This window comes from Streptomyces sp. NPDC007901, from assembly GCF_042959465.1.
GTDB lineage: Bacteria > Actinomycetota > Actinomycetes > Streptomycetales > Streptomycetaceae > Streptomyces.
In genome coordinates this window covers 18,036-43,529 of record NZ_JBIBKW010000003.1, presented here as the reverse complement: position 1 = coordinate 43,529, position 25,494 = coordinate 18,036, and the positions used below count along the sequence as shown (strand labels likewise).

The window sequence follows — 25,494 nt, the reverse complement described above, 5'->3', positions numbered from 1 at the left end:
GGCCGAAGATGTACGACCCCACAGTCGCCCGCCTCACCTACCGAGCCCTGCTCGGCCGTCGCCGGGCCCTCATCCTGGGCGCCCTGCCCCTGCTGCTCATCGCGATCTCCGTCGTCGTCCGCGGCCTCGCCGGTGCCGACGACCAGACGGCCGCGGACCTGCTCGGCGGCCTCGGGCTCGCCACGATGGTGCCGATCATCGGCGTCATCGCCGGCACCGGCGCGATCGGTCCGGAGATCGACGACGGCTCGGTGGTGTACCTGCTGTCCAAGCCGATCAAACGGCCGACGATCATCTTCACCAAGCTGATCGTGGCGATCGCCGTGACGATGGTGTTCTCGGCCCTGCCGATGCTCGTCGCGGGCTTCGTCCTCAACGGCAACGGCCAGCAGATCGCCGTCGCCTACACGGTCGCGGCCCTGGTCGCCTCCATCGCCTACGCCGCGCTCTTCCTGCTGCTGGGCACGGTGTCGCGGCACGCGGTGGTCTTCGGGCTCGTCTACGCCCTGGTCTGGGAGGCCCTGTTCGGCTCCCTGGTGTCCGGCGCGCGCACGCTGAGCGTTCAGCAGTGGGCCCTGGCGGTCGCCCACAAGGTGACCGGCGGCGAACTGGTCACGTCCGACGTGTCGCTGACGACGGCCACGGTGCTCCTGATCGCGGTCACCGTCCTGGCGACCTGGTACGCGGGCCAGAAGCTGCGCTCGCTGACGCTGGCGGGCGAGGAGTAGACGCCCGCCTTGTTGACGGGGGCTTCACCTCTGTCCGGGCAGACTGGGCAAAGGGGCGTTCTGTGGAGAGGAACGGGGATGGCAGAGGACTGGGACGGCATCGTTCTGAACGAGGACTTCATACGGTCGGCCGAGACCTCGGAGCCGTCCGCGCGGGCGCGGATGCTGGCGGCGCGGTGGAAGGCCGAGCAGCCGGAGCCGCAGCCGTGGCGTTCCGATGAGCCGCCGGCGGGGTGGTTCTTCAGCAGGGGGCGGCGGAAGTGGTGGCGCCGTTGAGGTCGGGGGGTGACTGCGGGCCGGTGGGGGCTGGTCGCGCAGTTCCTCCCCCAGCCTTCGGCCGGGGGTGCCCCCAGCGCCCCTTTGGGGCGCGCTCACTGCACGTAAATTGAGTGGCACCCAACTCGGCTTACAGGCACAGTTGTTGTGTCAGCCCATGAGCCGGGAGAGGAGCCGGACGATGTCCATGTACGACAGTACGTCCCGCTCCCACCAGGGCAGCCTTCGGCGGATCGCCGTGTAGCTGCCCGGGGCGGCCGCTTCGAGCACGCGATGGTCGCTCTCGCGTGGGCCGCCCACCCGGAGGATTGGCCGAGTGGTAAGGCACTGGCTTGCTAAGCCATGGTCGGGTCTGAAAAGCCCGCGCACGTTCGATTCGTGCATCCTCCGCAGAACTTGTCAGCGTGCGTGAGCGGCCCCACCTCAGCCCAGCAGACGCTCCACGACCACCGCGATCCCGTCCTCCTCATTCGAAGACGTCACCTCGTCGGCCACCGCCTTGAGCTCCTCATGGGCGTTGGCCATGGCCACCCCCCGAGCCGCCCAGGCGAACATCGGGATGTCGTTCGGCATGTCGCCGAAGGCGATCGTGTCGGCGGACTTGAGGCCCAGCCGACGCGCGGCCAGCGAGAGACCGGTCGCCTTCGACAGTCCCAGAGGCAGCAGCTCCACGATGCCCTCGCCCGCCATGGCCACCGTGACGAAGCCCCCGGCCGCCGTGCGCGCCGCTTCCGCCAGCTCGTCGTCGGACAGCTCGGGGTGCTGTATGTAGATCTTGTTCAGCGGCGCCGCCCAGAGGTCCGCCACGTCCGTGAACGGGGTCGACGGGAGATGTCCCGTCACCGCGTACCCCGGCCCCACCAGCACGTCGCCGTCGAGGCCGTCGCGGCTCGCCGCGAGATACAGCGGGCCGACCTCCGCCTCGATCTTCGCGAGGGCGACGCCGGCCAGCTGGCGGTCCAGCGTCACCGACGTCAGCAGGCGGTGCGAGCCGGCGTCGTACACCTGCGCGCCCTGGCCGCAGACGGCGAGGCCGTCGTAGCCGAGGTCGTCGAGGATGTGCCGGGTCCAGGGGACCGCGCGGCCGGTGACGACGATGTGCGCGGCGCCCGCCGCGGTGGCCGCGGCGAGCGCTTCACGGGTGCGCGGGGAGATCGACTCGTCGGAGCGCAGCAGCGTCCCGTCGAGGTCGGTGGCGATGAGCCCGTAGGGGAAGCTCACCGGGACAGCGGCTCCAGGACCTCCCGGCCGCCCAGGTACGGGCGCAGCACCTCGGGCACGCGCACCGAGCCGTCGGCCAGCTGGTGGTTCTCCAGGATCGCCACGATCGTGCGCGGTACGGCGCAGAGCGTGCCGTTGAGCGTCGAGAGCGGCTGCACCTTCTTGCCGTCGCGCATCCGGACCGAGAGCCGGCGGGCCTGGAAGCTGTCGCAGTTGGAGGCCGACGTCAGCTCGCGGTATTTGCCCTGGGTCGGGATCCACGCCTCGCAGTCGTACTTGCGGGACGCCGACGAGCCGAGGTCGCCCGAGGCCACGTCGATGACCTGGAAGGGCAGCTCGAGGCCGGTCAGCCACTGCTTCTCCCAGTCCAGGAGCCGCTTGTGCTCGTTCTCCGCGTCCTCGGGAGCGACGTAGGAGAACATCTCGACCTTGTCGAACTGGTGCACGCGGAAGATGCCGCGGGTGTCCTTGCCGTAGGTGCCCGCCTCGCGGCGGAAGCAGGGCGAGAAGCCCGCGTAGCGCAGCGGCAGCTGGTCCGCGTCGAGGATCTCGTCCATGTGGTACGCGGCGAGGGGGACCTCGGAGGTGCCGACCAGGTAATAGTCGTCCTTGTCCAGGTGGTACACGTTCTCGGCGGCCTGGCCGAGGAAGCCGGTGCCCTCCATGGCGCGCGGGCGGACCAGCGCGGGGGTCAGCATCGGGATGAACCCGGCCTCGGTGGCCTGCGCGATCGCCGCGTTGACCAGCGCCAGCTCGAGGAGCGCGCCGACGCCCGTCAGGTAGTAGAAACGCGAGCCGGACACCTTGGCGCCGCGCTCGACGTCGATGGCGCCCAGCGCCTCGCCGAGCTCCAGGTGGTCCTTGGGCTCGAAGCCCTCGGCGCCGAAGTCGCGGATGGTGCCGTGCGTCTCCAGGACGACGAAGTCCTCCTCGCCGCCGACCGGGACGTCGGGGTGCACGAGGTTGCCGAGCTGCAGCGCGAGGCGCTTGGTCTCCTCGTCGGCCTCGTGCTGCTCGGCGTCGGCGGCCTTGACGTCGGCGGCGAGCTGGCCGGCCTGCTTCAGCAGCTCGGCCTTCTCGTCGCCGGAGGCCTTGGGGATGAGCTTGCCGAGCGACTTCTGTTCGTTGCGCAGCTCGTCGAAGCGGACGCCGGAGGACCTGCGCCGCTCGTCGGCGGAGAGCAGGGCGTCGACGAGCGCGACGTCCTCTCCACGGGCGCGCTGGGACGCGCGCACACGGTCGGGGTCCTCACGGAGCAGGCGAAGGTCAATCACGGAGCCAAGGCTACCGGGGTGGGGTGGCCGCTCACGAATCACTATTCGTATGTGTTCCGAATCGCGGCTTACGTTCCGTTATGGGGGAATTGCCGAGCGTGTCAATAAAAAGTGTCTCACTCCCCGGGACGGGGCAAGCGCGCGGCCGGTGGTTGACTCGATTCCCTTGTGAAGAGCGGGACTTGGGGGCGCGGTTGTCCACAGGGGTCCACACCCTCGCGAGAGTTATCCACAGGGTGTGTGGATGGGGTGTGGACTTCGGAATTGATCACTCCGCAAGCGTCCCGTGAAGAGAGGAATTCCCGGTTCAAACCGGGGCAATACCCACTTTCGAGTGGAAAGGCGTCGCTCCAAAAGATGAACCATGGGAAACGAGTGGACGAAGGGTGATGCGAGTGATCACGACCCCATCGGGGGCCTGTAGGCCGATTTGTCGACAGACTCATGCGTCGCTGTCGACTTGTCCCCAGGTCGAGAAGGGCACCTGTGGATAACTCCTGTGGATAACGAAGATATGAACGTATGGCTGGTTAGAAACGGCCGTCCTGGCAGCGCGCCACCCAGTCCGAGGCGGCCACGAACTCCTCGTCCGACGTCCCCGGGCGCAGCGGCCCGACGGTCTCGCCCGGCTTGATGTCGGCCCGGGGGTACGAGCCCAGGAACCGCACCTGGCGGCAGATCCGCTTCAGCCCCATCAGGGCCTCCGCCACCCGCCGGTCGGAGATATGGCCCTCGGCGTCGATACAGAAGCAGTAGTTGCCGATGCCGGCGCCGGTCGGCCGGGACTGCAGGAGCATCAGGTTGATGCCCCGGGTGGCGAACTCGCCGAGCAGATCGCGCAGCCCGCCGGGGTGGTCGTCGTTCTGCCAGAGCACGACCGAGGTCTTGTCGGCGCCGGTCGGGGCGGCGGGCCGGGCCGGGCGGCCCACCAGGACGAACCGGGTCTGCGCGTTCTCCGCGTCGTGGATCCCGGTCTCCAGGGCCTCCAGGCCGTAGCGCTCGGCCGCGAACTCACCGGCGAACGCGGCGTCGTAGCGGCCCTCCTGGACCAGGCGGGCGCCGTCCGCGTTCGAGGCGGCGGACTCCCAGAGCGCCTCCGGGAGATTGGCCCGCAGCCAGTTGCGGACCTGCGGCTGGGCGACCGGATGGGCGGTCACCGTCTTGATCTCGGAGAGCTTGGTGCCCGGGCGGACCAGCAGCGCGAAGGTGATCGACAGCAGCACCTCGCGGTAGATCATCAGCGGCTCGCCCGCGACCAGCTCGTCGAGGGTCGTGGTCACCCCGCCCTCGACGGAGTTCTCGATCGGCACGAACGCGGCCTCGGCCTCGCCGCCCCGCACCGCGTCCAGCGCGGACTGCACGGAAACGTAGGGGATCAGCTCCCGGGTGGCGGCCTCCGGAAGCGTGCGCAGGGCGACTTCGGTGAAGGTGCCTTCGGGACCGAGATACGCATAGCTCGCTGGCATGTCCCTCACCCTAATGGGCGCAGGGAAGCCCGGCTCACTTGTCTCGTCGGAACCACTCGACCGGGTGGTTTGAAATGCGGAATCGCACCAATAGTGATCAGAAACCACTGCGGTAACCGCAGATCACCCTTGATCACCCTTCGAGCAGCCGCTGTCCCACATACTCCCCGTCGCCCGCCCCGCCCGGCACCGCGAACAGCCCGCTCGCCTCGTGCCGGATGTACGGGGACAGCGCGTCCCCGCGGTCCAGCTTCCGCTGCAGCGGAACGAACCCGCGCAGCGGATCCGCCTGCCAGCAGACGAAGAGCAGCCCCGCGTCCGGCGTCCCGTCGGCGTCGATGCCGTCGTGGTACGAGAACGGGCGCCGCAGAATGGCCGCGCCCCCGTTCTGGTCGGGCCGGGTGATCCGGGCATGGGCGTTGATCGGGACGGCGTACTCGCCGTCGGCCTTGGCCTTCTCCAGATCCATCGCCGTCGTCTCGGTGCCCCCGGACAGCGGGGCCCCGTTCGCCTTCTTCCGCCCGATCACGTTCTCCTGGGCGGCGAGCGACAGCTTCTCCCAGTCGTCGAGGAGCATGCGGATCCGGCGTACGACGGCGTAGGAGCCGTTCGCCATCCAGGCGGGCTCGCCCGACGACGGCACGAAGATTCGCTGGTCGAAGTCGGAGTCCGCCAGTTTCGGATTCCGGGTCCCGTCCAGCTGGCCCATGAGGTTGCGGGCCGTCATGGGGTGGGCGGTCGCGCCCGGGGTGCGGTTGAAGCCGTTCATCTGCCAGCGCACCTTGGCCGCGCTGCCCGCGTCCTTCTGGATGGCGCGCAGGGCGTGGAAGGCGACCAGGGCGTCGTCGGCGCCGATCTGCACCCACAGGTCGCCGTTGCTGCGCGTCCTGTCGAGGTGGTCGGAGGAGAAGTCGGGCAGCGGGTCCAGGGCGGACGGGCGCTGCTTCTCCAGACCGGTGCGGGTGAAGAAGCTGTTGCCGAAGCCGAAGGTGATCGTCAGCGACGAGGGACCCGCGTCCCGGGCCACATCCGTGTCGTCCTGCGTCATCGGCTCGCCCGCCATCAGCCGCCCGGCCGTCGTCGACCAGCGGCGCAGCAGTGCGGCGGCCTCCGTGCGGCCGGCGCCCGCCGCCAGGTCGAAGGCGACGAGATGGCCGCGCGCCTGGAGGCCCTCGGTGATGCCCGGCTGATGTTTCCCGTGAAACATCGCCCGGCCGGAGCCCACCGAACTGAGCGGGGTGGCCCCGGCGGGCGCGGCCGCGTAGCCGACGCCCGCGCCCGCGGCGCCGAGGACGAGCCCGGTGGCCCCGGCGGTGCCGAGCAGCGCGCGCCGGCTGACGCCCCCGGCCGGGGGAGCCGCGGGACTCTCCTCGCCGGCGGACGGACGGAGGGACGAGGACGGTTCAGCCATGGTGCGGTTCAGCCGATCTGCGCGTTCTTGGAGACGGTCACCTGGTCGATGTCGGAGGTCCGCACGGTCACGGAGACCTTCCAGTCGCCGGCCATGGGGATCTGCACCCCGTTGGCGGCCCAGTGCCCGGTGGTGACGTGGTCGGGGGCCACCGGAAGCGGCCCGAGGTTCTTGGCGGCGAGGGTGAAGGCGACCTTCACCTCGGGGATGTCGAAGGCGCGCCCGTTGGGCCGCTGGACGTAGACGTGCATCTCGTTGCTGCCCACGGCCGCGGGGTCGAGGTCGACACGGACCACGCCCTTGCCGTCCTTGCCGCCGGTGTCGAAGGACATGTCGAGGGTCAGTGCGCCCGAGGAGGAGTCCGACGCCGAGGAGGACGACGAGGAAGCCGCGGTGGCGGCCTTGGCCTCCTGCTCGGTACGGCCTGGCTCGGTCTGCGTCAGCACGGTCGTGACGGCGAGCAGGGCGACGGCGACCCCGGCCTCCGCGAGCACCGAGCGGCGCAGCCCGAAGCGGGTGGGGTCGGCGTCCCGGACGCGCTTCTGCCGGGCGCTGTCCACGGCGGCCTGCTGCCGGGCCAGTTGGGCGGCGCGCTCGGGGCTGTCGTCATCGGCGGAGGAGGACCGACCGGCCGACCCGCCCTTGCCGGAGACCTTGCCGGAGACCTTGGCGCCGGACTTGACGGCGGCCTCCTTCGTGGCGGCGGACGCCTTGACCTTCTCCTTCTCCTCGGCCTCGGCAGTCTCCTCTTCCTCGGTCACGGCTTCCGTCACGGCCGGGTCGGTCAGCCGCCCCGTCCACCGCCGCGAGATGGACGCGATGCCGACGAGCAGCGCCACGAGCCCGATCTTGACCAGAAGCAACTGCCCGTACGTCGTGTCGGTGAAGGCCGACCAGGAGCCGAGCTGACGCCAGGACTGGTAGATGCCGGTGGCGACCAGGGCGAGCACGGACCCGAAGGCGACGCGGGAGAAGCGGTGTACGGCGGCGGCGTCGACGGGGGTGTCGGCGGGCGCCCGGTACAGGGCGACCAGCAGGGCCGTGAGGCCGCCCAGCCAGGTGGCGACCGCGAGCAGATGGAGGACGTCGACCGGCATCGCGATGCCTGGCTGGAGCCCGGTGGAGGCGTGCTCTGCCATGGCCCAGCTCGCCGCGAGCCCGGCGGCCACCACGGTCCCGCCGATGGCGAGCCCGAAGGTCAGGTCGCGCTTCTCCTCTTCCTCCTCGCGCTTGTCGTAGGCGCCGAAGAGGACGGCGATGAACAGCGCGGCCGCCGCGAGCAGCAGCAGCCGGGAGACCAGGGCCGCGCCGGGCTTGGTCTGCAGGACCTGGCCGAGCAGGTTCAGGTCGAAGATGTCGCCGACGCTGCCGGAGGTCGTGTAGGAGCCGCGCAGGAGCAGCAGCCAGAGGGTGGCCGCGGTGAGTGTCAGCCAGCCGCCGACGACCAGGCGCTGCATGGCCCGCACCCCGGAGCCGCGCTGCCAGCAGGCGAGCACGAAGGCGGCGCCGCCGACGAGCACGATGTACCCGGCGTACGACATGTACCGCCCGAAGCCGTAGAGCCAGCCGACGACCCCGCCGCCCGCGTCCTGGTCCCCGACCGAGGCGACGGTCCTGGAGGGCGCTCCGACGGAGAAGGTGTAGGCGCCGGCGACGGGGTGGCTGTCGGCCGAGACGACCTGGTAGGCGACGGTGTAGGTGCCCTTGCCGAGCCCGCTCTTGAGCTGCACGCCGTAGGTGGTGCCGCTCAGGTTGCTCGGCTTGCCCTTGTCGACGCGCTTGCCCTGGGGGTCGAGGACCCGCAGCGAGTTGTCGTTCATCGACACGTTCTCGGAGAACGTGAGCGAGACCTGGTCGGGCGCCTTCGGGACCACCACCCCCTGGGAGGGGTCGCTGCCGGTCAGCGCGGCGTGCGCGGAGGCAGGCCCGGCGCCGGCCAGCAGCGCGCCGGTGACGGCGAGGAACAGCAGCACCAGCGTGCGCAGGCGGGGGGTGATGGTCCGCGTCAAGGTCGGTCCCTCCCTCAGTGTCCGGTCGACGGGTTGTACGTGGCGGACTTCACCGGCATCTCGACGGTGAGCGGACCGGATTCGGCGAACTTGAGTTTCACAGTGATCGTGTCGCCCTGCTCCGGGCGGCGCTTCAGCTTCTCGAACATCAGATGGTTGCCACCGCTTTTGAACACGAGTTGACCGTGTGCGGGCACCTCGAAGGAATGGACCTCCTCCATCGCTCCGCCGTTGGTCTCGTGCATGGTGATCTCACCGGCCGAGTCGCTGGTGACGGAGGTCAGCTCGTCCTTCGTGCCGCCCTTGTTGGTGATCGTCAGGAATCCGGCGGCCATGTCGGCGGAGACGGGCTGCGGCATGTAGGAGGCGGCGACGGACAGCTCGGCCGCCGAGGAGCCGGAACCGGAGCCGGAGCCGCCGCAGCCCGCGAGGGCGAGGGCCCCCGTGATCGCTATCCCGGTCAGGGCGAGGTGCTTGCCGGGCTTCACGGGTTCTCCCCCTTGATCAGCTTGGGGAGGTCCTTGGTGTAGTCGTCGACGGTGGCGTCCTCGCCGTAGAGGACGTAACCGCCGTCGGTCTTCGGCGAGAACGCGATGACCTGGGTGCCGTGCACCGAGACGACCTTGCCGGTCTTCTTGTCCTTGTGGGTCGGCTCGATGGAGATGCCGAGGGTGCGGGCGCCGGCCTGGATGGTGGCGAAGTCGCCGGTCAGTCCGACGAAGCTGGGGTCGATGCCCTTGAGCCACTTGCCGAGCTCGGAGGGGGTGTCACGGGCCGGGTCGGTGGTGACGAACACGACCCGCAGCTTCGCCTGCTCGGCCTTGGACAGCGCCTTCTTGGCGACCGCGAGGTTGTTCATGGTGAGCGGGCAGACGTCGGGGCAGTGCGTGTAGCCGAAGTAGATCAGCGTGGGCCGGCCCTTGGTCTCGGCACGCAGGTCGTACTTCTTGCCCTGGGTGTCGGTGAGGACCAGGTCCGGCTTCTCGAAGGGCGTGTCGAGGATGGTCGCGGCCTTGTTCGAGGTGTCCCCGGCGACCACCGTGACCGGTGACTTGGAGTCGTCGCCGCTGCCGCAGGCGGAGAGGGTCAGGGTGGCGGCGGCGAGCAGCGCGGCCGCGGCGAACGTCTTCTTGCGCATAGGAAAATGTCCCAGATGTGAGAGATCCGGCGCGCACCGGGGTCGTACGGCGGCCGTCGGCGGTGACGGTCCGCGCGACCCCGGTGTGCGCTACGGACGTGGGGCTCAGGCTTCGGAGCCGGTGGTGGACCGGCGACGGCCGGCGAGGACGCCGTAGGCGACCCCGGCGGCGCCGACGACGATGCCGACGACACCGAGGACGCGGGCGGTGGTGTCACTGCCGCCGGACGAGCCGGTGTCGTCGGAGGCGGTGGTCTCCGTCCTGGCCGCGGTGTCCTCGGCCGAGGCGTCCTCGGCCGTACCGGTCCCGTGGTGGTCGTCGGTGGCGGCGGACAGCGTGAGGACCGGGGCCGGGTTCTCCGGCTCCTCCTGGCCCTTCTGCTGCACCTCGATCCAGCGGACGACCTCCTTGTTGGAGTACGTCTGGACCGCCTTGAAGACCAGTTCGTCGGTGTCCTCGGGCAGGGCGCCCACGGAGAGCGGGAACTTCTGGAAGTAGCCCGCCTGGATGCCCTTGCCGTCGGTGGCGGTCCAGGTGACCTTGGTGACCGCCTCGCCGATCTTCTCGCCGTGCATCTCCAGTGGCTTGGCCAGCTTGGACTTGGTGACCTCGATCTTCCAGCCGGCCATCGGCTGCGGCATCACGGAGGCCAGCGGGTGGTCGGTGGGGAAGTTGACCTCGACCTTGGTGGTCGAGGCGTTGTCGCGCTCGTTGGGAACCTTGAAGTCGATGACCGCGTAACCGCCCTTGGCGGCGGTGCCCTCGGGCTGGACGCTGACGTGCGCGAACGCGGGCGAGGAGACGGCCAGCACGGCCGTACCCGCGACGGCGGCGACGGCGGCGATACGAGAAGCCTTCATGGCAGGGAGCACTCCACTCTGAGTGAGTTCTGTCGTTGAGGGGGCGTGCGGGCAGCGGAATGCGCACGCACGCGCGCGTGCCGCACGACGGCGGCCGGCCCCTCCGGATCGGACAGATCCCGGTGAGTGCGCTGGTCGCGTCGTGTCAGGCGGCGAGAGCGAGAACGGCGGCGGACCTCGGCGGGCCGCGCCGGATCACGGAGTGCTGGAGCGTGACGGCGCACGGGGCGGGCGGTTCCCCCCAGGCGCTACGGCGGTCACGCGCGGGCGCCTCAGGGACCGCCACGAGCCCGGCGCACAGGGCGCACGCCAGCGCGAGCGCCCCCCGCAGGGAACGGACGAGCGCCGCTTCCCCGACCCCGCGCGCAGACTCGGCGGACAGCTCGATCAGCCGCAGCAGCGCCAGATCGCCCCGGCGCAGCAGCCACCCGGCCACGACGGCCGCGAGCACGTGCCCGAGCAGCATCGGCACGGAGGGCAGCAGCGAGCCGAAGGACCCGGTGCCCGCCGTCTCGCCCATCCCGCTCATGCCCGTGCTCATGCCCGTGGCGGAGGAGGTGGTGAGATGCGCGTCCGCGAGGATCCTGTACGCGTGGGCGGGGCTGAGCTGCGCCGCGCCGGCCCCGCACAGCAGCCGTGCGGCCCGCTCGACCGCCGAGGCGTCGCCCGCGGACCCGGACGACATCGACGACATCGTCATCGAGCCGCCGGACAGCGCGGTGGCCCCGTGCTGGCCGAGGCCGAACAGCGTGTGCAGGACGGTCTGCAGGACCACGAGCAGCGCCACGATCCCCGGCAGGGTGCGGGCCCGCCCGGTCAGCGGGGCGACGAGTGCCAGGGTGCCCAGGAAGCCCGCGCCGAGCGTCCACAGCGGAACGGTCGCGCAGGAGGCCAGAGCGTGCCCCGCCGCGGCCAGCACGACGCAGAGCGCGGCGAACACCACGGCCCGCAGGAGCCGCAGTCCGCTTCCGGTGCGCGCCGTGCGCGGGCGGGGGGCAGTCATGGCGCGCTCATCATCGCACTGGACCCGCACCCGCTTTACGTCAGGTCCGGAAGATTCCGTTACCTGCGGAAAGGGGGAGTGGGAAGGGTGGTGGGCGGCATACGAAAGGTGATCTAGGGAAAGAACCGAAAGATCATTCTTGTGCCGAACCACCCGCTCATACACCGAAACCTCCCACGGCGCATCCCCCGGATGGGCGTTCTCACATGAACGGAGTGCTTACACCCGCGCACGGGTGGCAATAGGTATCGGTATGTCGAGCCGCGGCCAGGAGGCTGGAGCATGAGCATCTGGTGGTCACTCCATCTGAGGCGCGAGGCCGCGAGCGTGCCGCTCGCCCGGCGGCTGCTGATCGGCACGATGGAGACGGCGGGCGTCGACCCCGACATCTCCTACGACCTCTCCGTCGCCCTCAGTGAGGCCTGCGCGAACGCCGTCGAGCACGGCGGGGCCGGCCGCCCCTCGGAGGCGTACCGGGTCACCGCCTACCTGGACGGCGAGAAGTGCCGTATCGAGGTGGCCGATTCGGGTCCGGGGCTCGGTCCGGGGTTCGCCCGCACCCAGGACCTCAGACCCGCCCGTCCCGATGCCGAGAACGGCAGAGGGCTCTGTCTCATCAGAGAACTCGCCGATCACGTCCACATCGGCAACAAACCCGGTCGCGGCGGCACCGTGGTCAGCTTCGACAAGATCCTCAAGTGGAAGAAAGATCCTTCCCTGCTTTCGGCATGAAGCTCGCTCTCGCATAACACCCGCGCTAGGGTGCGCGCATGATTCTCAGAAAGATTAAAGAAAGTGTGCTCAGGCCCGGTGTGATATTGCGTCCGATTGCCGTGGGCGACGCGAAAGCGCTGTGCGCCGCATACGTCGGCAACCGAAGCCATCTCGAACCCTGGGAACCGGTCAGACCCGAGTCCTTCTTCACCGTCGAGGGCCAGACCGAACGCATCGATGGCCTGCTGGGACAGGCCGCCGACGGGCTCATGGCGCCCTGGATCATGGAGTCGGCCGAGGACGGCAGGATCGTCGGCGCGATCACCCTTTCCGGAATTTCCCTGGGTCCTTTCTGCAGTTCCTACGTCGGCTATTGGGTGGCCGGCGATCAGCAGGGCCGCGGTCTGGCCACCGCCGCTCTGGAGCGGGTCTGCGAGATCGCCCGGGATGTCGTGGGACTGCACCGGATCGAGGCGTCCACCCTGATCGAGAACACGACGTCCCAGCGGGTGCTGAAGAAATGCGGATTCGAGACGATCGGTGATGCGCCGCAGTATCTGCACATCAATGGAGAATGGCGGGACAGTCGGCTGTTCCAGCGGGTCCTGCACGACCATGCCCCGGCCCTGTGATGCCGTCGCCCCGATGCTGTGACTGCCTCGACCCGCCGCTGTGACCAGCGTCTTCGCGTCGGCTTCAGCTTCCTGGGTGTTCACAGCTCGTTGCCAGCTCGTGCCCATGCCCCTGACAAACGGCGTTTCTAGCTTCGTCGACCATGACGGGAAACCACAAGAACACGTCGATCACCCGGCGTCGGGCCCTCGCGGTGTCCGGCGGCACGGTGGCGGCCGGCGGCCTCGCGGTCGCCGGCTTCCAGTCGGCCTTCGCCGACACGACCGACAGCACCGACGCGGACGCCCCGGCTTCCGCCGACTCCACCAGCAGTGAGTGCATGACGCTGATGACCAGCGTCACGGAAGGCCCGTACTACCTCGATGGTGCCTTGGTGCGCAAGGACATCACCGAGGGCAAGGCCGGCGTTCCGCTGACCCTCCGCCTGACCGTCGTGGACGCCACCGACGGCTGCACCCCGGTCAAGGGCGCCGCGGTCGAGATCTGGCACTGCGACGCCTGGGGCTACTACTCCGGCTACACCACCGCCAACCCCGGCGGCTCCGCCCCCGCGGAGAGCGAGGAGGGCGACTCCGCCAACGACCAGACCTACCTGCGCGGCTACCAGATCGCCAACGCCAACGGGGTCGTCAAGTTCGAGACGATCTTCCCCGGCTGGTACACCCCGCGCACCTGCCACATCCACGTGAAGGTGCACACGGGCGGCGAGAAGGAGGACGGCACCTACGAGGGCGGCATCGTCAACTACACCGGGCAGCTGTTCTTCGACGACGACATCGCCGAGGAGATCTTCACGCTCGAGCCCTACTCGAAGCACACCGGCAGCTACACCGTCCTCGCCGACGACATGGTGTACGACGGGGGCGGCGCCTCCAGCGGTCTGCTGACCCTGAAGGCCGTGCACAAGAAGGACCCCTCGAAGGGCTACAAGGGCTCCCTGACCCTGGGCATCGACCCGGACGCCGAGAGCACGGGCGCCGGCAGCGGTGGCGGCAGCACCCCGCCGAGCGACGCTCCGACGGGCACCCCGCCGAGCGACGCCCCCAGCGACAGCGCCTCCCCCTCGGCCTCCGCCTCCTCGTAAGGTAACGGACATGACAAGCTGCGAGGACGACGCGCTGGCGGTGGCCGCGGTCACCGCGCTCACCGGTCAGCTGGCGCTGGCCCCGAAGCCGGGGCTGCCCGACCCGCGTGACCTGGACGCCCGCAGTACGCGTCGGGAGCACGACAGTCTGCGCTGGTCGGCCAAGGCGCTCGCGCCCGGCCTCGCGGCGATGGCCGCCTCCGCCCGCCGCACCGGCGAACCCTCGCCGGCGCTGCGGGCGGAACTGGGCGCGATCGGCCGGTGCACCGAGCACTCGATCGGTCTGGCCGGCGGCGGCCACAAGGGCGCCCTGTGGGCCCTCGGCCTCCTGGTCGCCGCGGCCGCCCTGGACCCCCGGGCCAAGGCCCGCGACATCGCCTCGAACGCGCGCAAGATCGCCGCGTTCAACGACAAGGGCGCCCCCAAGCGCCCCTCCCGGGGTTCGTCGATCTCCGCGAAGTACGGCGCGGCCGGCGCCCGGGGCGAGGCCCGCGCCGGATTCCCGCACGTCCGCAGGGCGCTGGACGCCCTCGCCGCCGCCCGCAAGGCCGGCGCCACCGAGAACCAGGCCCGCCTCGACGCCTTACTCACCGTGATGTCCACCCTCCAGGACACCGAACTCCTCTACGCCACGGGCCCCATGGGCCTGCGCCACGTCCAGGCGGGAGCGAGGGGCGTCATGGAAGCAGGCGGCACGGCGACAGCGGCGGGAGCAGAGGCCCTGGCAGCCCTGGACACCGACCTCCACAAACGCGGCTGGAGCCCAAGGGGCAGCGCGGGCCTGCTGGCCGGCGCCCTGTTCCTGGATGCCCTGCCCACTCTGTAACGCCCTGACCGGAGCGCCCCGACAGGGGCGCTGGGGGCACCCCCGGCCGAAGGCTCGGGGAGGAACTGCGCGAGCAACCCCCACCCACCCGCGGACCGCAACAATGGCCGGGCACCCACCCAGGTACCCGGCCATTTCGCATCCGTCAGCTCAGCAGCTCATCAGCTCTTCAGCGAAGCCATCCAGGCCTCGACCTCGTCCGACCGCCGAGGCAGCCCCGCGGACATGTTCCGGTTCCCGTCGGCCGTCACCAGGATGTCGTCCTCGATCCGCACCCCGATCCCCCGGTACTCCTCCGGCACGGTCAGATCGTCGGCCTGGAAGTACAGCCCCGGCTCGACGGTGAGCACCATCCCCGCCTCCAGAACACCCTCCACATACGTCTCGGTCCGCGCGGCAGCGCAGTCGTGGACGTCGAGCCCGAGCATGTGCCCGGTGCCGTGCAGCGTCCACCGGCGCTGCAGACCCAGCTCCAGCACCCGCTCCACCGGCCCCTCCACGAGCCCCCACTCGACGAGCCGCTCGGCCAGCACTCGCTGCGCGGCATCGTGGAAGTCACGGTACTTCGCGCCCGGCTGCACCGCCGCGATGCCGGCCTCCTGGGCGTCGTACACGGCGTCGTAGATCTTCTTCTGGAGCTCGCTGTACGTGCCGTTGATCGGCAGCGTGCGCGTGACGTCGGCGGTGTAGAGCGAGTGCGTCTCGACGCCGGCGTCGAGCAGGAGCAGTTCGCCCGAGCGCACCGGCCCGTCGTTGCGCACCCAGTGCAGCGTGCAGGCGTGCGGGCCGGCCGCGCAGATGGAGCCGTAGCCGATGTCGTTGCCCTCGACCCGCGCGCGCAGGAAGAACGTGCCCTCGATGTAGCGCTCGCTCGTCGCTTCGGCCTTGTCGAGCACGCGTACGACGTCCTCGAAGCCGCGCGCCGTGGAGTCGACGGCCTTCTGCAGCTCGCCGATCTCCCACTCGTCCTTGACCAGGCGGGCCTCGGAGAGGAAGACGCGCAGTTCCTCGTCGCGCTCGGCGGTGACCTTGTCGGTCAGCGCCTCCTGGATGCCGGCGTCGTACCCGCGCACGACCCGCACCGGGCCGGTGGCCTCACGGAGCTGGTCGGCGAGTTCGCGGACGTCGGCGGCGGGGATGCCGTAGAGCGCCTCGGACTCGGTGAGGGAGTGGCGGCGGCCCACCCACAGCTCGCCCTGACCGGAGAGCCAGAACTCGCCGTTCTCGCGGTCGGAGCGGGGCAGCAGGTAGACGGTGGCCACATGGCCGTCGTCCTTCGGCTCCAGGACGAGTACGCCGTCCTCCGTCTGGTTGCCGGTGAGATAGACGTACTCGACCGACGCCCGGAACGGGTAGTCCGTGTCGTTCGAGCGGGTCTTCAGGTTGCCGGCCGGGATCACCAGGCGCTCGCCCGGGAAGCGGGCGGACAGCTCGGCGCGGCGGCGGGCGGTGTGCCCGGCCTGCTCGACGGGGGTCAGGTCGTGCAGCTCCGTGTCGGCCCAGCCGGACTTCATGCTCTCGGCGAGCTCGTCGGACACGCCCGGGTACAGGCCGTTCTTGCGCTGCTTGATCGGCTCTTCGCTCTCTTCCGGGGTCTCCGGGGTGAGCTCGTCGGCCACGTCATCCTCCTCGACACTGCTGTGGATCCCGTCCATCGTACGGTCGTACCGAACGGCGTCCCAGGGAGTGGGGACCACGGGCCGTGTGACGTGCGCCGAGCTCCGCTTCTGACTGACCGATCAGTCGAACCGGGCGGCCAGCAGAACGACGTCCTCCTCGCTGTCGGCCGCGTCGAGGCCGTCCGGCAGGACGGTGCGCAGCACATGGTCGGCGACCGCCCCGGGGTCGCCGCGCAGGGGGCGCGGGATGCTCGCGGCGGCCGTGTGCAGCCGGGCGAAGGCGCGGTCCATGGGGTCGCCGGTGCGGTGCAGCAGCCCGTCGGTGTAGAAGAGAACGGTTTCGCCTGCTTCGGCCTGGATCTCCACGCTGGGCGCCTCCCAGCAGGCCAGCATGCCCAGCGGCGCGGACACCGAGGTCTCCGCGAACTCGGTCCGGTGCTCCCCGATCAGCAGCGGCGGGCTGTGGCCGGCGCCGGCCAGGGTGACCTTGCGCAGGGCCGGCTCGCAGTAGGCGAACAGGGCGGTGGCGGAGCGGGCCGGCTCGGTCAGCCGCAGCAGCAGCTCCAGGTCGGACAGGACCGCGACCGGGTCCTCGCCCTCCATCACGGCGTACGCCCGCAGGGAGGCGCGCAGCCGTCCCATCGCGGCGACCGCGCTGGGCCCGGAGCCGGTCACCGAGCCGACCGCGAGCCCGAGGGCCGCGTCGGGCAGCGGCAGCGCGTCGTACCAGTCGCCGCCGCCGCGCGGGCCGGTGCGGTGCCGGGCGGCGAGCTGGACGCCGGCCACCCGGGGCAGCCGGGAGGGGAGCAGTTCCTCGGCGATGGTCGCCATGCACGCGCGCGTGCGCTCCACCTCCAGCAGCCGGGCCAGGTACTCGGCCGCGTACCGGACGTACAGGCCGATGAGATGGCGCCGGCGCTCGGCGGGCTCGGCGGGCTCGTCGTAGAGCCAGACGACCGCGCCCAGGCGGACCGCGGAGTCGGTGGTCACGGGGAGCGCGTAACTGGCGGCGTAGCCGAGGCGGGCGGCGACCTCGCGGTGCCGGGGGTGCAGGCCCTCCTCGGCGAACAGGTCGCAGTGCACGATCTCGTCGGCGGTGGCGCTGTCGTACGGCAGCGCGTCGGGCGGCACGGTCTCCATGTGACCGAGGTCCGCGCGGCCGAGACCGAGACCGATGGTGGTGCGCGGGCCGAGCCCGTCGGCCGGCTCCAGCGCTACGAGACCGCGCCGGGCGCCCACGAGGGCGGCACCGGCGCGCAGCAGCTCCTGGAGGGCGGGCTCCAGTCCGTCGGCGCGGGCGAGCCGTTCGGTCAGTTCGTGCAGCGTGGTGAGGTCGGAGACCCAGCCGGCCAGCCGGTCCTGGAGGACGGTGCCGGGCGCCGGTGCGGCGGGGGCCTTCGGGACGGGGGGTGCGCCGGGGGCGGCGGGCACGGGCGCGACAGTGTGTGCGGGCGTGGGAACCGTTGGATCGATTCCGGCCACTTTCGGAGGGTGCGGGGCGTTCATCGCGTCCGGCTTTCAGACCTGTGCGTATTGCTCAAAAGCATCGCAAACCCCCATGTCTTTCTGCGCCGCTAGCAGTGTCTCCACATGTACACGCACTCGTGAGGGGATGTCCAGCATTGTCCTGCCGGGATTCCTGGTGTCCGTGGGCCTCTTGAGGTCTTCTCCTGGACGGCTTGCACAAAATCAAAGTTGGCTTAAAACTGACTCGGGTAACGGTTCATTGCGGTCGACTGGCCTTGCTCCACAGAGCGTCACAGCGGTCGTGATGGGTACGTACTCGGTGAAGGCCAGGGGTGGTTGGGGGATCACCCGGAACCTGGCAACGGACCCGGGCGTCTTAACCACCGACGACCGTGCCCCATCCTCCCGTGGCGGAGGCGGAGAGAAACACTCGGAACGGCAAAACGCCAGACTTCGCCACCCCCACGCCGTGGCCGTGCTTTTGATAGACGCAGTACGAGCAGCAGTACGCAGCTGTACGACGCAGTACGACACAGTGCTTGAACGCGGGCGCGGCCCCCGCTCGACCCCATGGGGTTCCCCTTGCCCAGCGCAGGGGTGTGATGCGCCAACAGGTACGCACAGTGAAGTGATCGACACATGATGTGATGTGGTCCACGGTGTTGCCAGCGGTGCAACGGAAAGGAACGAGCGCTCATGCGCGAGATCCTCGGAAGGCGACGCAGGCTCCTGTCCAAGCGCAACGACAAGGGGCCTGAGCTGCTCGGCGCGGCCCTGACCTTCGCGACGGAATGGCAGTGGCCCGTACTCCCGGGCGTGGCTCCGGACCCGCAGGGCCGGGCCCGTTGTGCCTGCCCCGACCCGGAGTGCACGGTCCCCGGCGCGCACCCCTTCGACCCCGGTCTGCTCGCCGCCACCACCGACGAGCGCATGGTGCGCTGGTGGTGGGGCAACCGGCCGGCCGCCCCGATCGTCCTGGCCACCGGGGCCTCCGGCGGCAAGGCGCCCTGCGCGGTCAGCCTGCCGGCCCTCGCCGCCTCCCGCGCCCTCACCCTCCTCGACCGCCGCGGTATGCGGCTCGGCCCGGTGGTCGCCGCGCCCAACCGGTGGGCGCTGCTCGTCAAGCCGTACTCCATGGAGCAGCTGGGCGAGCTGCTGTACGCCAAGGACTTCGTCCCCGGCTCGCTCCGCTTCCACGGCGAGGGCGGCTATCTCGCCCTGCCGCCCTCCGGGACCGGCCAGGGCGCCATCCGCTGGGAGCGCGCGCCGCTGCCCGGCTCGGCCAAGCCGTGGGTGCCCGATGTGGAGGCTGTCGTGGACGCCGTGGTCGACGCCCTCACTCGTACGGGTGTGAGCGCACCCGAGTTGTAAGGGTGTCGGGCGCGAGAACACGGCTTCCCGCGCCGGGCTGGTTACCCTCCGCACATGCTGCGTAATTCTGGGGGGCACGGTAAGCGAGGGCCGCTCCGCGGCGGTCCGGACTCCCGACTGCGTCTGCTCGCCCTCGCGGGCGTCATGGTGTGCGCGGTGGCGCTGCCACTGACCGTGGCCTCCGCGGGGCAGGTGGGCGACGTCACCGCACACCCCGCCCGGCACGACGCTCGGCACGACGGCGACGCGAAGCTGCCGAAGCCCGCCCGGTCCCCCCTGGTGCTCGGCCTGGGCCTGTCCACGGCCGCCCGCTGCGGCCCCGAACTCACCTCCCCCGACGGGGTGGAGGCGCAGACCTGCGTGATGGCGCAGGGTCCGGACACCTGGGCGCGCACCTACTACCGCAATGCCACCGGGTCGGCCCTGGAGGCCGTCCTGAGCTTCATGGGCCCGGCCGGCCGCACCGTGCAGACGCACTGCGCCGCCGACGCCGACGACGAGCCCGCCACCTGTGAGACGCCCCGGGAGCGCGCACGGGGCTCGCTGGACGGCTACACGGCGGTCACGGAGTTCGCGGCGCGGGAGGGCGACGGACGGCTGCTGCTGCATTCCGCGAGCAACTCCGAAAACGGCTCCGGGGCCGGCTCCGGTGGCTCAGGCGGCTCGCCGGCGGGCAGCTTGGGCGACCTTTCCCGGGAGTGACTCCGACAGCGAATCCGGGGGTGACCCGGCCGTGGCGACGGGCGCGGGGCGTGGATCAACTCCCGGAGGTCAAACGGGAGTTGACGAACAGCCTCGGTCCGTACACCGGACGCGGGCATGAAAGGGCCCGGTTGCTGGCGACGGGGGATGCACCAGCAACCGGGCTACTGAGACCGTAACAAGAGATCGGCGGTTCGCAAATTCGATCTCGGCTATTCGGACACGTATTTGCTTGCCACGTAGGGAAGTTGTGACAGGAGTCACCCGATTCAACACACCTGGGGCGGCTGACCGGTCGGTCAGCCGCGACCCTTTGCCCGTGCTGATCGTCAGCTGAGCGTGACCTGTCGGTTGGTCAGCCCGCCGCGAGCCCGGCGCTCGTCCGCCGTGAGCGGTGCCGTCGAGGCCAGAGCGGTCGTGAGCCGCTCCGCGAACTCGGCGGCCGGCTTCTCCACGTCCTCCGCGCCGACCCCGCTCGGCAGGTCCCAGACCGGCACGGTGAGCCCGTGGGCGCGGAAGGAACCGACCAGCCGGGTGCCCTCGCCGAGGCTGGACCGGCCCGCCGCGTGCAGCCGCGCGAGAGCGTCCAGAAGCTGCTCCTCGGGATACGGCATGACCCACCGCAGATGGTTCTTCTCGGGCGTCTCGCACCAGTAGGCGGAGTCGACGCCGGTCAGCTTCACCGTCGGGATGGCCGCCGCGTTGGCCCGCTCCAGGGAAGCGGTCACGTCCGGGGTGGCGTTCTCCGCGTCCTGCACCCAGAACTCGAAGCCGTCGTGCACAACTGGCTCGAACGGGCCCTTCGGGTCGAGCAGATCCTGCAGCCGGGGACTGTCGGCGGGGGCGCGGCGGCTCTGCACCGGGGTGCCCGGCTCGGCGGCGAGCGCGCGCTGGAGGGTGTCGGCGAGGTCGCGGCTGATGTCCCCGGAGGCCGTGTCGTTCTGCAGGCCGATGAGGACCGTGCCGTCGTCGCGGCGCAGCGCCGGCCAGGCCATCGGCAGCACCGTCGCGAGCGTGACCGACGGGACGCCCTCGGGCAGGCCGTCCTTCAGTGTCAGCTCGACCGTGGCGGCGGGCACCAGCTCACGCAGCGCCACCCAGTCGCCCTCGCCGGCCAGCCCTTCGAACGGGCGGTGCACCAGCTCGGTCGCCGCGTGCGCGGCCGCCCGGCCGTGGCACGCCTTGTAGCGCCGGCCGCTGCCGCAGGGGCAGGGCTCACGGGCACCGACAACCGGGATCTCGGCATCGCTGAGCTGCGGCCGCGTGGCCGTCGTCTGGGGTCGCTTCTTGGCCATCTGGGTGTCTCCCGGTTACGGCTCGTCTCGTACGGGCGGGAGCCTAGCCGTTCGCGCCCCGGGCCACGGGAACCTGTGGACGACGGCGCCGACACGGGGCGTACGTCTCGGTGCACGGGACCCGGTCGGCCCGGTCGTTCGGTCGGCCCGGTGGGGTCCAGTCAGTCCAGGTCGTCGAACGCGTCCGCGAAGTCCAGTTCGGCCACCTCCGGGGTCGAGGCCGCCATGACGCGCGCGGCGAAGGCCTCGCGGCGCTCCCCGGTGTCCTGGTGGCCCACCTCCGGACGGCGCGCGTCGTGCTGGCGCACGTCCTGGTGGTGCACGTCCTTGTGGACCACGACCCACACGGTGACCTCGCCCCGGGCGTCGTCCCGGACGCCCCAGTCGTCGGCCAGTGCCGTGATGATGTTCAGCCCGCGCCCGCCGTGCGCCGTGACCGAGGGGGTCATCGGAGCCGGGCGGGTCGGGCCACCGCCGTCCGTCACCTCGACGATCAGCCGCCCGCGCGTGTCCACCCGCCAGGCGGCCCGGACGTCGCCGTCCCCGGCCAGTGCGTCCCCCAGAGGGCGCCCGTGTTTGCAGGCATTGCTCAAAAGTTCGGAAAGGATCAGCATGGCGTCGTCGATGACCGCTTCCGACACCCCACCGGTGCGCAACTGATCGCGCATACGGTGTCTCGCTTTCCCCACGCCCGCAGGGCCATGGGGTACGGCCATGCTCGACGACGTGGGCACCTCCTGTGCCACCACCAACGCCACCCCCGAGACCTCCTTTGCCCCACGCCACGGTGTGGATGCCCCATTGGCCTGAACCGGAAACCGGCCAATGAATGTCCGGTGACGCATTCGCAACCAACGAGTACGTACCGAACGCGCCGGAGCACTCCCTGTGACGGGTCGACGCCATATCCCCCAGATATGGCCTCGTGTGGCTGGATTTCGATGGTGTGGCCGAGAAGTGAGGATGCTGTGAGTGAGCTGGCGGGTCAAGGGGTGCGGGAGCGTCCTTACGTGACTTTTTATCTGAGCCCTACTCAGAACCGGCCCCGGTTCACCGCCCCAGCCGGTCCAGCACCGCCCCCGGCCGGTTGGTGATGATCGCGTCGATGCCGAGCTCCACGCACAGATCCACGTCCTCCGGCTCGTTCACCGTCCACACGTGAACCTGGTGGCCGTTGCGCTTCAGCCGCTCGATGTAAGCGGGGTGATTGCGCACGATCCGGATCGAGGGCCCCGCGATCCGCACCCCCGCCGGCAGTCGCCCGTCGCGCAGCCTCGGCGAGAGGAACTGCAGCAGATAGACCGTCGGCAGCGTCGGCGAGGCCGCCCGCACCCGGGCCAGCGACCGGGCGGAGAAGCTCATGACCCGCACCGGCGACTCGGCGGCGGTGGCCGGGGCGTCCAGCCCGAACCGCTTGAGCAGGACCAGCAGCCGCTCCTCGACCTGCCCCGCCCACCGCGTGGGGTGCTTGGTCTCGATCGCCAGCTCCACCCGCCGCCCGGCGTCCGCGACCAGCTCCAGCAGCCGCTCCAGCGTCAGTACGGAGGTGTCCGCGCGGTCCTCGGGCCGGAACTCCCAGTCCGGCTCCTCGTCCCGCCCCCGCCAGGCCGGGCCCTTCTTCCAGGCGCCGAAGTCCAGGGCGGCCAGCTCCGCGAGCTCCAGGGCCGACACCGCGCCGCGACCGTTGGACGTACGGTTGACCCGTCGGTCGTGGACGCAGACCAGATGGCCGTCGGCGGTCAGGCGTACGTCGCACTCCAGGGCGTCGGCGCCGTCCTCGATGGCCTTCTTGTAGGCGGCCAGCGTGTGCTCGGGGGCGTCCTCGGAGGCGCCGCGGTGCGCGACGACCTGGATGCGATGGCGTGGTGCGTGGGTCACCGCGACATGGTGCCACCGAGTGGCCGTACGTGGGGGTATCCCGGATGCCAGCAAAGGGAACTTTTGTCGGACAGGCCCTATATAAAGGTTGTCCGTGTACCCACAGCCACCGCTTATGGTGCTCTGACGGCCTGTGGGAAAAGCTGACGGCATACAAAAGCACATGCACAGCTGAATCGCGCCGGACCGACAGTAAGCGTGAATGAGCGTGACCGAGTGCGACCGAGAAGAACAGCCGTGGATCGAGGAGAAAAGCTGTGAGCACCGAGAACGAGGGCAACCCGGTACCTCCGGCCCCGTCCGCACCTCCCGTGCCGCCGGCCTCTCCCGCTGCTCCCCCGCAGCCGGCCGCATCCGGCGGGGACGCGCCGACCGCACCGCTTCCGCCCGCCCCGTCGAGCGACCCTTACGCGACCCCGCCGCAGGCCCCGGAGGGCTCCTGGCCGCCCCCACCCCCGGCGACCCCTTCCTACGCGGACGCCGGCGCGGGTGCCGCCCCGGGCGCCGGCTGGGGATCGTCGTACGACCAGGCGCACCAGGCGCACCAGGCGCACCAGACGACCTACGACCATGCGAACCAGCCGTACCAGCAGCCGCAGCCCGCGCCGAAGAAGGGCGGCGGGCGCGGCGGTCTGATCGCCGCCGTCCTGGTGGCCGCCCTGGTCGCGGGCGGCCTCGGCGGCGGCCTCGGCTACACGCTGGCCAAGAACAACGACGACGGCGGTTCTACGACCGTCTCCGCGTCCACCGACAGCGGCGCCACCCAGGTCAAGCGGGCCGCCGGCACGATCGCCGCGATCGCCGCCAAGTCGCTGCCCAGCACGGTCACCATCGAGGCCGAGTCGACCAGCGGCGATGGCGGCACCGGCACCGGGTTCGTCTTCGACACCCAGGGCCACATCGTCACCAACAACCACGTGGTCGCCGACGCCCTCGACGGCGGCAAGCTGACCGCGACCTTCCCGAACGGCAAGAAGTACGACGCCGAGGTCGTCGGCCACGCACAGGGCTACGACGTCGCGGTGATCAAGCTCAAGAACCCGCCGTCGGACCTGCAGCCGCTCGCCCTGGGCGACTCCGACAAGGTGGCCGTCGGCGACGAGACCATCGCCATCGGCGCCCCCTTCGGCCTGTCCAACACGGTCACCACGGGCATCATCAGCGCCAAGAACCGCCCGGTCGCCTCCAGCGACGGCAGCGCCTCCAGCAAGGCGTCCTACATGAGCGCCCTGCAGACCGACGCCTCCATCAACCCGGGCAACTCCGGTGGCCCGCTGCTGGACTCCTCCGGCGCGGTGATCGGCATCAACTCCGCGATCCAGTCCGCCTCCAGCGGCGGTCTGGGCAGCAGCGGCCAGTCGGGCTCGATCGGCCTCGGCTTCGCCATCCCGATCAACCAGGCCAAGTACGTGGCCCAGCAGCTGATCAAGACCGGCAAGCCGGTCTACGCGAAGATCGGCGCGTCGGTGTCCCTGGAGGACGGCACCTCCGGGGCACAGATCACCGACTCCGGCTCGGGCGGCGCCGCCGCGGTCGAGTCCGGCGGCCCCGCGGACAAGGCCGGCCTCAAGCCCGGCGACGTCATCACCAAGCTCGACGACTCGGTGATCGACAGCGGCCCGACCCTGATCGGCGAGATCTGGACCCACAAGCCCGGCGACAAGGTCCAGATCACCTACAAGCGCGGCGGCTCCGAACACACCGTCACCGTCACCCTCGGCTCCCGCGTCGGCGACAACTGACCCCCACCCGCCCGCACGAACCGGTTACTCTGTTCCCCGCGTCGATCTCGGTCGACGCGGGGTGGGTTGCCCGAGCGGCCTAAGGGAACGGTCTTGAAAACCGTCGTGGCGAGAGTCACCGTGGGTTCAAATCCCACACCCACCGCATGACGCGAACGGCCCCTGACCAGGTATGACGGTCGGGGGCCGTCGGTGTGTGCGGGGTGCCTGGGGTGCTTGGGGTGGCGGTTCGTGTGTGGGCATGCCGGGGGTGGAGGGGCGCGGTACGGTCGGAGGACGGCGTAGGTGCGGACTCGCTGCCGGTGGACGGCCGGTGGCCGGGATGTGTCCGGGAGTGCCCATGACTCAGCAGACGAACATCGCCTCTCAGACCGCTTTCGGGGAGGCTGTCGTCACCGGTGATCTTGATGCTCTCGACGGGATTGTCGCGGCCGGCTCGGTCGATCATGATCCGGCTCCGGGGCAGGCGCCGGGGCCTGAGGGGTACAAGGCGATGTTCGGCGCGTTGCGGGCCGCGTTTCCGGATCTGAATGTTCAGGTGGAGCACCTGGTGGCGACGGATGACGAGTTGGCTTTCGCCTACGTCATCACAGGGACGCATCTGGGACCGCTGATGGGCCGGCCGGCGACCGGTAGGAAGGTCAGCTACCGGGGTATGCAGATCAGCCGTTTCGACAGGGACGGAAAGCTGGTCGAACGCTGGGGCAGCAGTGACGAACTCGGGATGTTGCGGCAGCTCGGCCTGGCCGAGGTGTGACCCCGCGAGTGGGGGGCGC

Annotated in this window: 25 protein-coding genes and 2 tRNA genes; 12 read left to right on the top strand and 15 right to left on the bottom strand. The window is 70.6% G+C overall.

Going from position 1 to position 25,494, the window contains the following annotated elements:
- The first annotated feature begins 8 nt into the window (after positions 1-8).
- On the top strand, positions 9-728 hold the full coding sequence (locus ACFZDK_RS10515) for an ABC transporter permease subunit (RefSeq protein WP_390971639.1): 720 nt from the start codon (positions 9-11) through the stop codon (positions 726-728).
- A 78-nt stretch (positions 729-806) separates the two neighbouring features.
- Positions 807-1,004, top strand: coding sequence for a hypothetical protein (locus tag ACFZDK_RS10510; RefSeq protein WP_390971638.1), 198 nt, complete (start codon positions 807-809; stop codon positions 1,002-1,004).
- Between the two features lie 150 nt (positions 1,005-1,154).
- Here the strand turns inward: ACFZDK_RS10510 and ACFZDK_RS10505 are convergent, their stop codons facing one another.
- The gene (locus ACFZDK_RS10505; RefSeq protein WP_390971637.1) at positions 1,155-1,304 is read right to left on the bottom strand and encodes a hypothetical protein; all 150 of its coding nucleotides are present in this window, start codon (positions 1,302-1,304) and stop codon (positions 1,155-1,157) included.
- Positions 1,305-1,306: 2 nt separating this feature from the next.
- On the opposite strand from ACFZDK_RS10505, the gene ACFZDK_RS10500 reads away from it, so the two are divergent.
- Positions 1,307-1,394 (top strand) — tRNA-Ser (locus ACFZDK_RS10500).
- Between the two features lie 33 nt (positions 1,395-1,427).
- On the opposite strand, the gene ACFZDK_RS10495 is transcribed toward ACFZDK_RS10500, so the two are convergent.
- The 9 genes from ACFZDK_RS10495 to ACFZDK_RS10455 all read right to left on the bottom strand — a co-directional run bounded on the left by ACFZDK_RS10495 (position 1,428) and on the right by ACFZDK_RS10455 (position 11,387).
- Complete coding sequence (locus ACFZDK_RS10495) at positions 1,428-2,225, bottom strand: Cof-type HAD-IIB family hydrolase (protein ID WP_390971636.1); 798 nt, start codon at positions 2,223-2,225, stop codon at positions 1,428-1,430.
- The gene (gene serS / locus ACFZDK_RS10490; protein WP_390971635.1) at positions 2,222-3,499 is read right to left on the bottom strand and encodes a serine--tRNA ligase; all 1,278 of its coding nucleotides are present in this window, start codon (positions 3,497-3,499) and stop codon (positions 2,222-2,224) included. Before serS ends, ACFZDK_RS10495 begins: the two co-directional genes overlap by 4 nt.
- A gap of 530 nt (positions 3,500-4,029) precedes the next feature.
- Complete coding sequence (gene pheA, locus ACFZDK_RS10485; protein ID WP_355724510.1) at positions 4,030-4,965, bottom strand: prephenate dehydratase; 936 nt, start codon at positions 4,963-4,965, stop codon at positions 4,030-4,032.
- Positions 4,966-5,098: 133 nt separating this feature from the next.
- A complete protein-coding gene (efeB, locus tag ACFZDK_RS10480; RefSeq protein ID WP_390971634.1) occupies positions 5,099-6,376 on the bottom strand; it encodes an iron uptake transporter deferrochelatase/peroxidase subunit in 1,278 nt (425 codons plus the stop codon).
- An 8-nt stretch (positions 6,377-6,384) separates the two neighbouring features.
- A complete protein-coding gene (locus ACFZDK_RS10475; protein WP_390971633.1) occupies positions 6,385-8,385 on the bottom strand; it encodes a copper resistance protein CopC in 2,001 nt (666 codons plus the stop codon).
- 14 nt (positions 8,386-8,399) lie between these two features.
- Positions 8,400-8,873 carry a copper chaperone PCu(A)C gene (locus ACFZDK_RS10470; RefSeq protein ID WP_390971632.1) on the bottom strand — a complete coding sequence of 158 codons (474 nt, stop codon included), beginning with the start codon at positions 8,871-8,873 and terminating at the stop codon, positions 8,400-8,402.
- On the bottom strand, positions 8,870-9,523 hold the full coding sequence (locus ACFZDK_RS10465) for an SCO family protein (RefSeq protein WP_390971631.1): 654 nt from the start codon (positions 9,521-9,523) through the stop codon (positions 8,870-8,872). Before ACFZDK_RS10465 ends, ACFZDK_RS10470 begins: the two co-directional genes overlap by 4 nt.
- A 105-nt stretch (positions 9,524-9,628) precedes the next feature.
- Positions 9,629-10,384 (bottom strand): DUF1775 domain-containing protein, encoded by a 756-nt coding sequence (locus ACFZDK_RS10460; protein ID WP_390971630.1) that lies wholly within the window; start codon positions 10,382-10,384, stop codon positions 9,629-9,631.
- A gap of 145 nt (positions 10,385-10,529) precedes the next feature.
- Positions 10,530-11,387 (bottom strand): hypothetical protein, encoded by an 858-nt coding sequence (locus ACFZDK_RS10455; protein ID WP_390971629.1) that lies wholly within the window; start codon positions 11,385-11,387, stop codon positions 10,530-10,532.
- Positions 11,388-11,669: 282 nt separating this feature from the next.
- Here ACFZDK_RS10455 and ACFZDK_RS10450 point away from each other — a divergent pair, with 282 nt between their 5' ends.
- The 4 genes from ACFZDK_RS10450 to ACFZDK_RS10435 all read left to right on the top strand — a co-directional run bounded on the left by ACFZDK_RS10450 (position 11,670) and on the right by ACFZDK_RS10435 (position 14,644).
- Positions 11,670-12,119, top strand: coding sequence for an ATP-binding protein (locus tag ACFZDK_RS10450; RefSeq protein ID WP_355724531.1), 450 nt, complete (start codon positions 11,670-11,672; stop codon positions 12,117-12,119).
- Between the two features lie 38 nt (positions 12,120-12,157).
- Positions 12,158-12,733 carry a GNAT family N-acetyltransferase gene (locus tag ACFZDK_RS10445; protein WP_390971628.1) on the top strand — a complete coding sequence of 192 codons (576 nt, stop codon included), beginning with the start codon at positions 12,158-12,160 and terminating at the stop codon, positions 12,731-12,733.
- Between the two features lie 143 nt (positions 12,734-12,876).
- Complete coding sequence (locus ACFZDK_RS10440; RefSeq protein WP_390971627.1) at positions 12,877-13,818, top strand: intradiol ring-cleavage dioxygenase; 942 nt, start codon at positions 12,877-12,879, stop codon at positions 13,816-13,818.
- Positions 13,819-13,828: 10 nt separating this feature from the next.
- Positions 13,829-14,644 (top strand): triphosphoribosyl-dephospho-CoA synthase, encoded by an 816-nt coding sequence (locus tag ACFZDK_RS10435; protein ID WP_390971626.1) that lies wholly within the window; start codon positions 13,829-13,831, stop codon positions 14,642-14,644.
- 161 nt (positions 14,645-14,805) lie between these two features.
- Here ACFZDK_RS10435 and ACFZDK_RS10430 read toward each other — a convergent pair whose 3' ends face one another.
- Together ACFZDK_RS10430 and ACFZDK_RS10425 are read right to left on the bottom strand one after the other, a co-directional pair.
- Positions 14,806-16,263, bottom strand: a complete 1,458-nt coding sequence (locus ACFZDK_RS10430; RefSeq protein WP_390972485.1) for an aminopeptidase P N-terminal domain-containing protein — start codon at positions 16,261-16,263, stop codon at positions 14,806-14,808.
- A gap of 120 nt (positions 16,264-16,383) precedes the next feature.
- Positions 16,384-17,769 carry a SpoIIE family protein phosphatase gene (locus tag ACFZDK_RS10425; RefSeq protein ID WP_390971625.1) on the bottom strand — a complete coding sequence of 462 codons (1,386 nt, stop codon included), beginning with the start codon at positions 17,767-17,769 and terminating at the stop codon, positions 16,384-16,386.
- Positions 17,770-18,426: 657 nt separating this feature from the next.
- On the opposite strand from ACFZDK_RS10425, the gene ACFZDK_RS10420 reads away from it, so the two are divergent.
- Together ACFZDK_RS10420 and ACFZDK_RS10415 are read left to right on the top strand one after the other, a co-directional pair.
- Positions 18,427-19,101, top strand: a complete 675-nt coding sequence (locus ACFZDK_RS10420; RefSeq protein ID WP_390971624.1) for a bifunctional DNA primase/polymerase — start codon at positions 18,427-18,429, stop codon at positions 19,099-19,101.
- A 54-nt stretch (positions 19,102-19,155) separates the two neighbouring features.
- Positions 19,156-19,803: a hypothetical protein gene (locus ACFZDK_RS10415; protein ID WP_390971623.1), complete on the top strand. Its 648-nt coding sequence runs from the start codon at positions 19,156-19,158 to the stop codon at positions 19,801-19,803.
- 329 nt (positions 19,804-20,132) lie between these two features.
- Here the strand turns inward: ACFZDK_RS10415 and ACFZDK_RS10410 are convergent, their stop codons facing one another.
- The 3 genes from ACFZDK_RS10410 to ACFZDK_RS10400 all read right to left on the bottom strand — a co-directional run bounded on the left by ACFZDK_RS10410 (position 20,133) and on the right by ACFZDK_RS10400 (position 22,976).
- The gene (locus ACFZDK_RS10410; RefSeq protein WP_390971622.1) at positions 20,133-21,098 is read right to left on the bottom strand and encodes a DUF5926 family protein; all 966 of its coding nucleotides are present in this window, start codon (positions 21,096-21,098) and stop codon (positions 20,133-20,135) included.
- Between the two features lie 161 nt (positions 21,099-21,259).
- The gene (locus tag ACFZDK_RS10405) at positions 21,260-21,943 is read right to left on the bottom strand and encodes an ATP-binding protein (protein WP_390971621.1); all 684 of its coding nucleotides are present in this window, start codon (positions 21,941-21,943) and stop codon (positions 21,260-21,262) included.
- A gap of 205 nt (positions 21,944-22,148) precedes the next feature.
- A complete protein-coding gene (locus tag ACFZDK_RS10400; RefSeq protein WP_390971620.1) occupies positions 22,149-22,976 on the bottom strand; it encodes a glycerophosphodiester phosphodiesterase family protein in 828 nt (275 codons plus the stop codon).
- Positions 22,977-23,233: 257 nt separating this feature from the next.
- Here ACFZDK_RS10400 and ACFZDK_RS10395 point away from each other — a divergent pair, with 257 nt between their 5' ends.
- The 3 genes from ACFZDK_RS10395 to ACFZDK_RS10385 all read left to right on the top strand — a co-directional run bounded on the left by ACFZDK_RS10395 (position 23,234) and on the right by ACFZDK_RS10385 (position 25,475).
- Positions 23,234-24,718 (top strand): trypsin-like peptidase domain-containing protein, encoded by a 1,485-nt coding sequence (locus tag ACFZDK_RS10395; protein ID WP_390971619.1) that lies wholly within the window; start codon positions 23,234-23,236, stop codon positions 24,716-24,718.
- A 60-nt stretch (positions 24,719-24,778) separates the two neighbouring features.
- A tRNA-Ser gene (locus ACFZDK_RS10390) sits at positions 24,779-24,863 on the top strand.
- Positions 24,864-25,058: 195 nt separating this feature from the next.
- On the top strand, positions 25,059-25,475 hold the full coding sequence (locus ACFZDK_RS10385) for an ester cyclase (RefSeq protein ID WP_390971618.1): 417 nt from the start codon (positions 25,059-25,061) through the stop codon (positions 25,473-25,475).
- Positions 25,476-25,494: the final 19 nt, after the last annotated feature.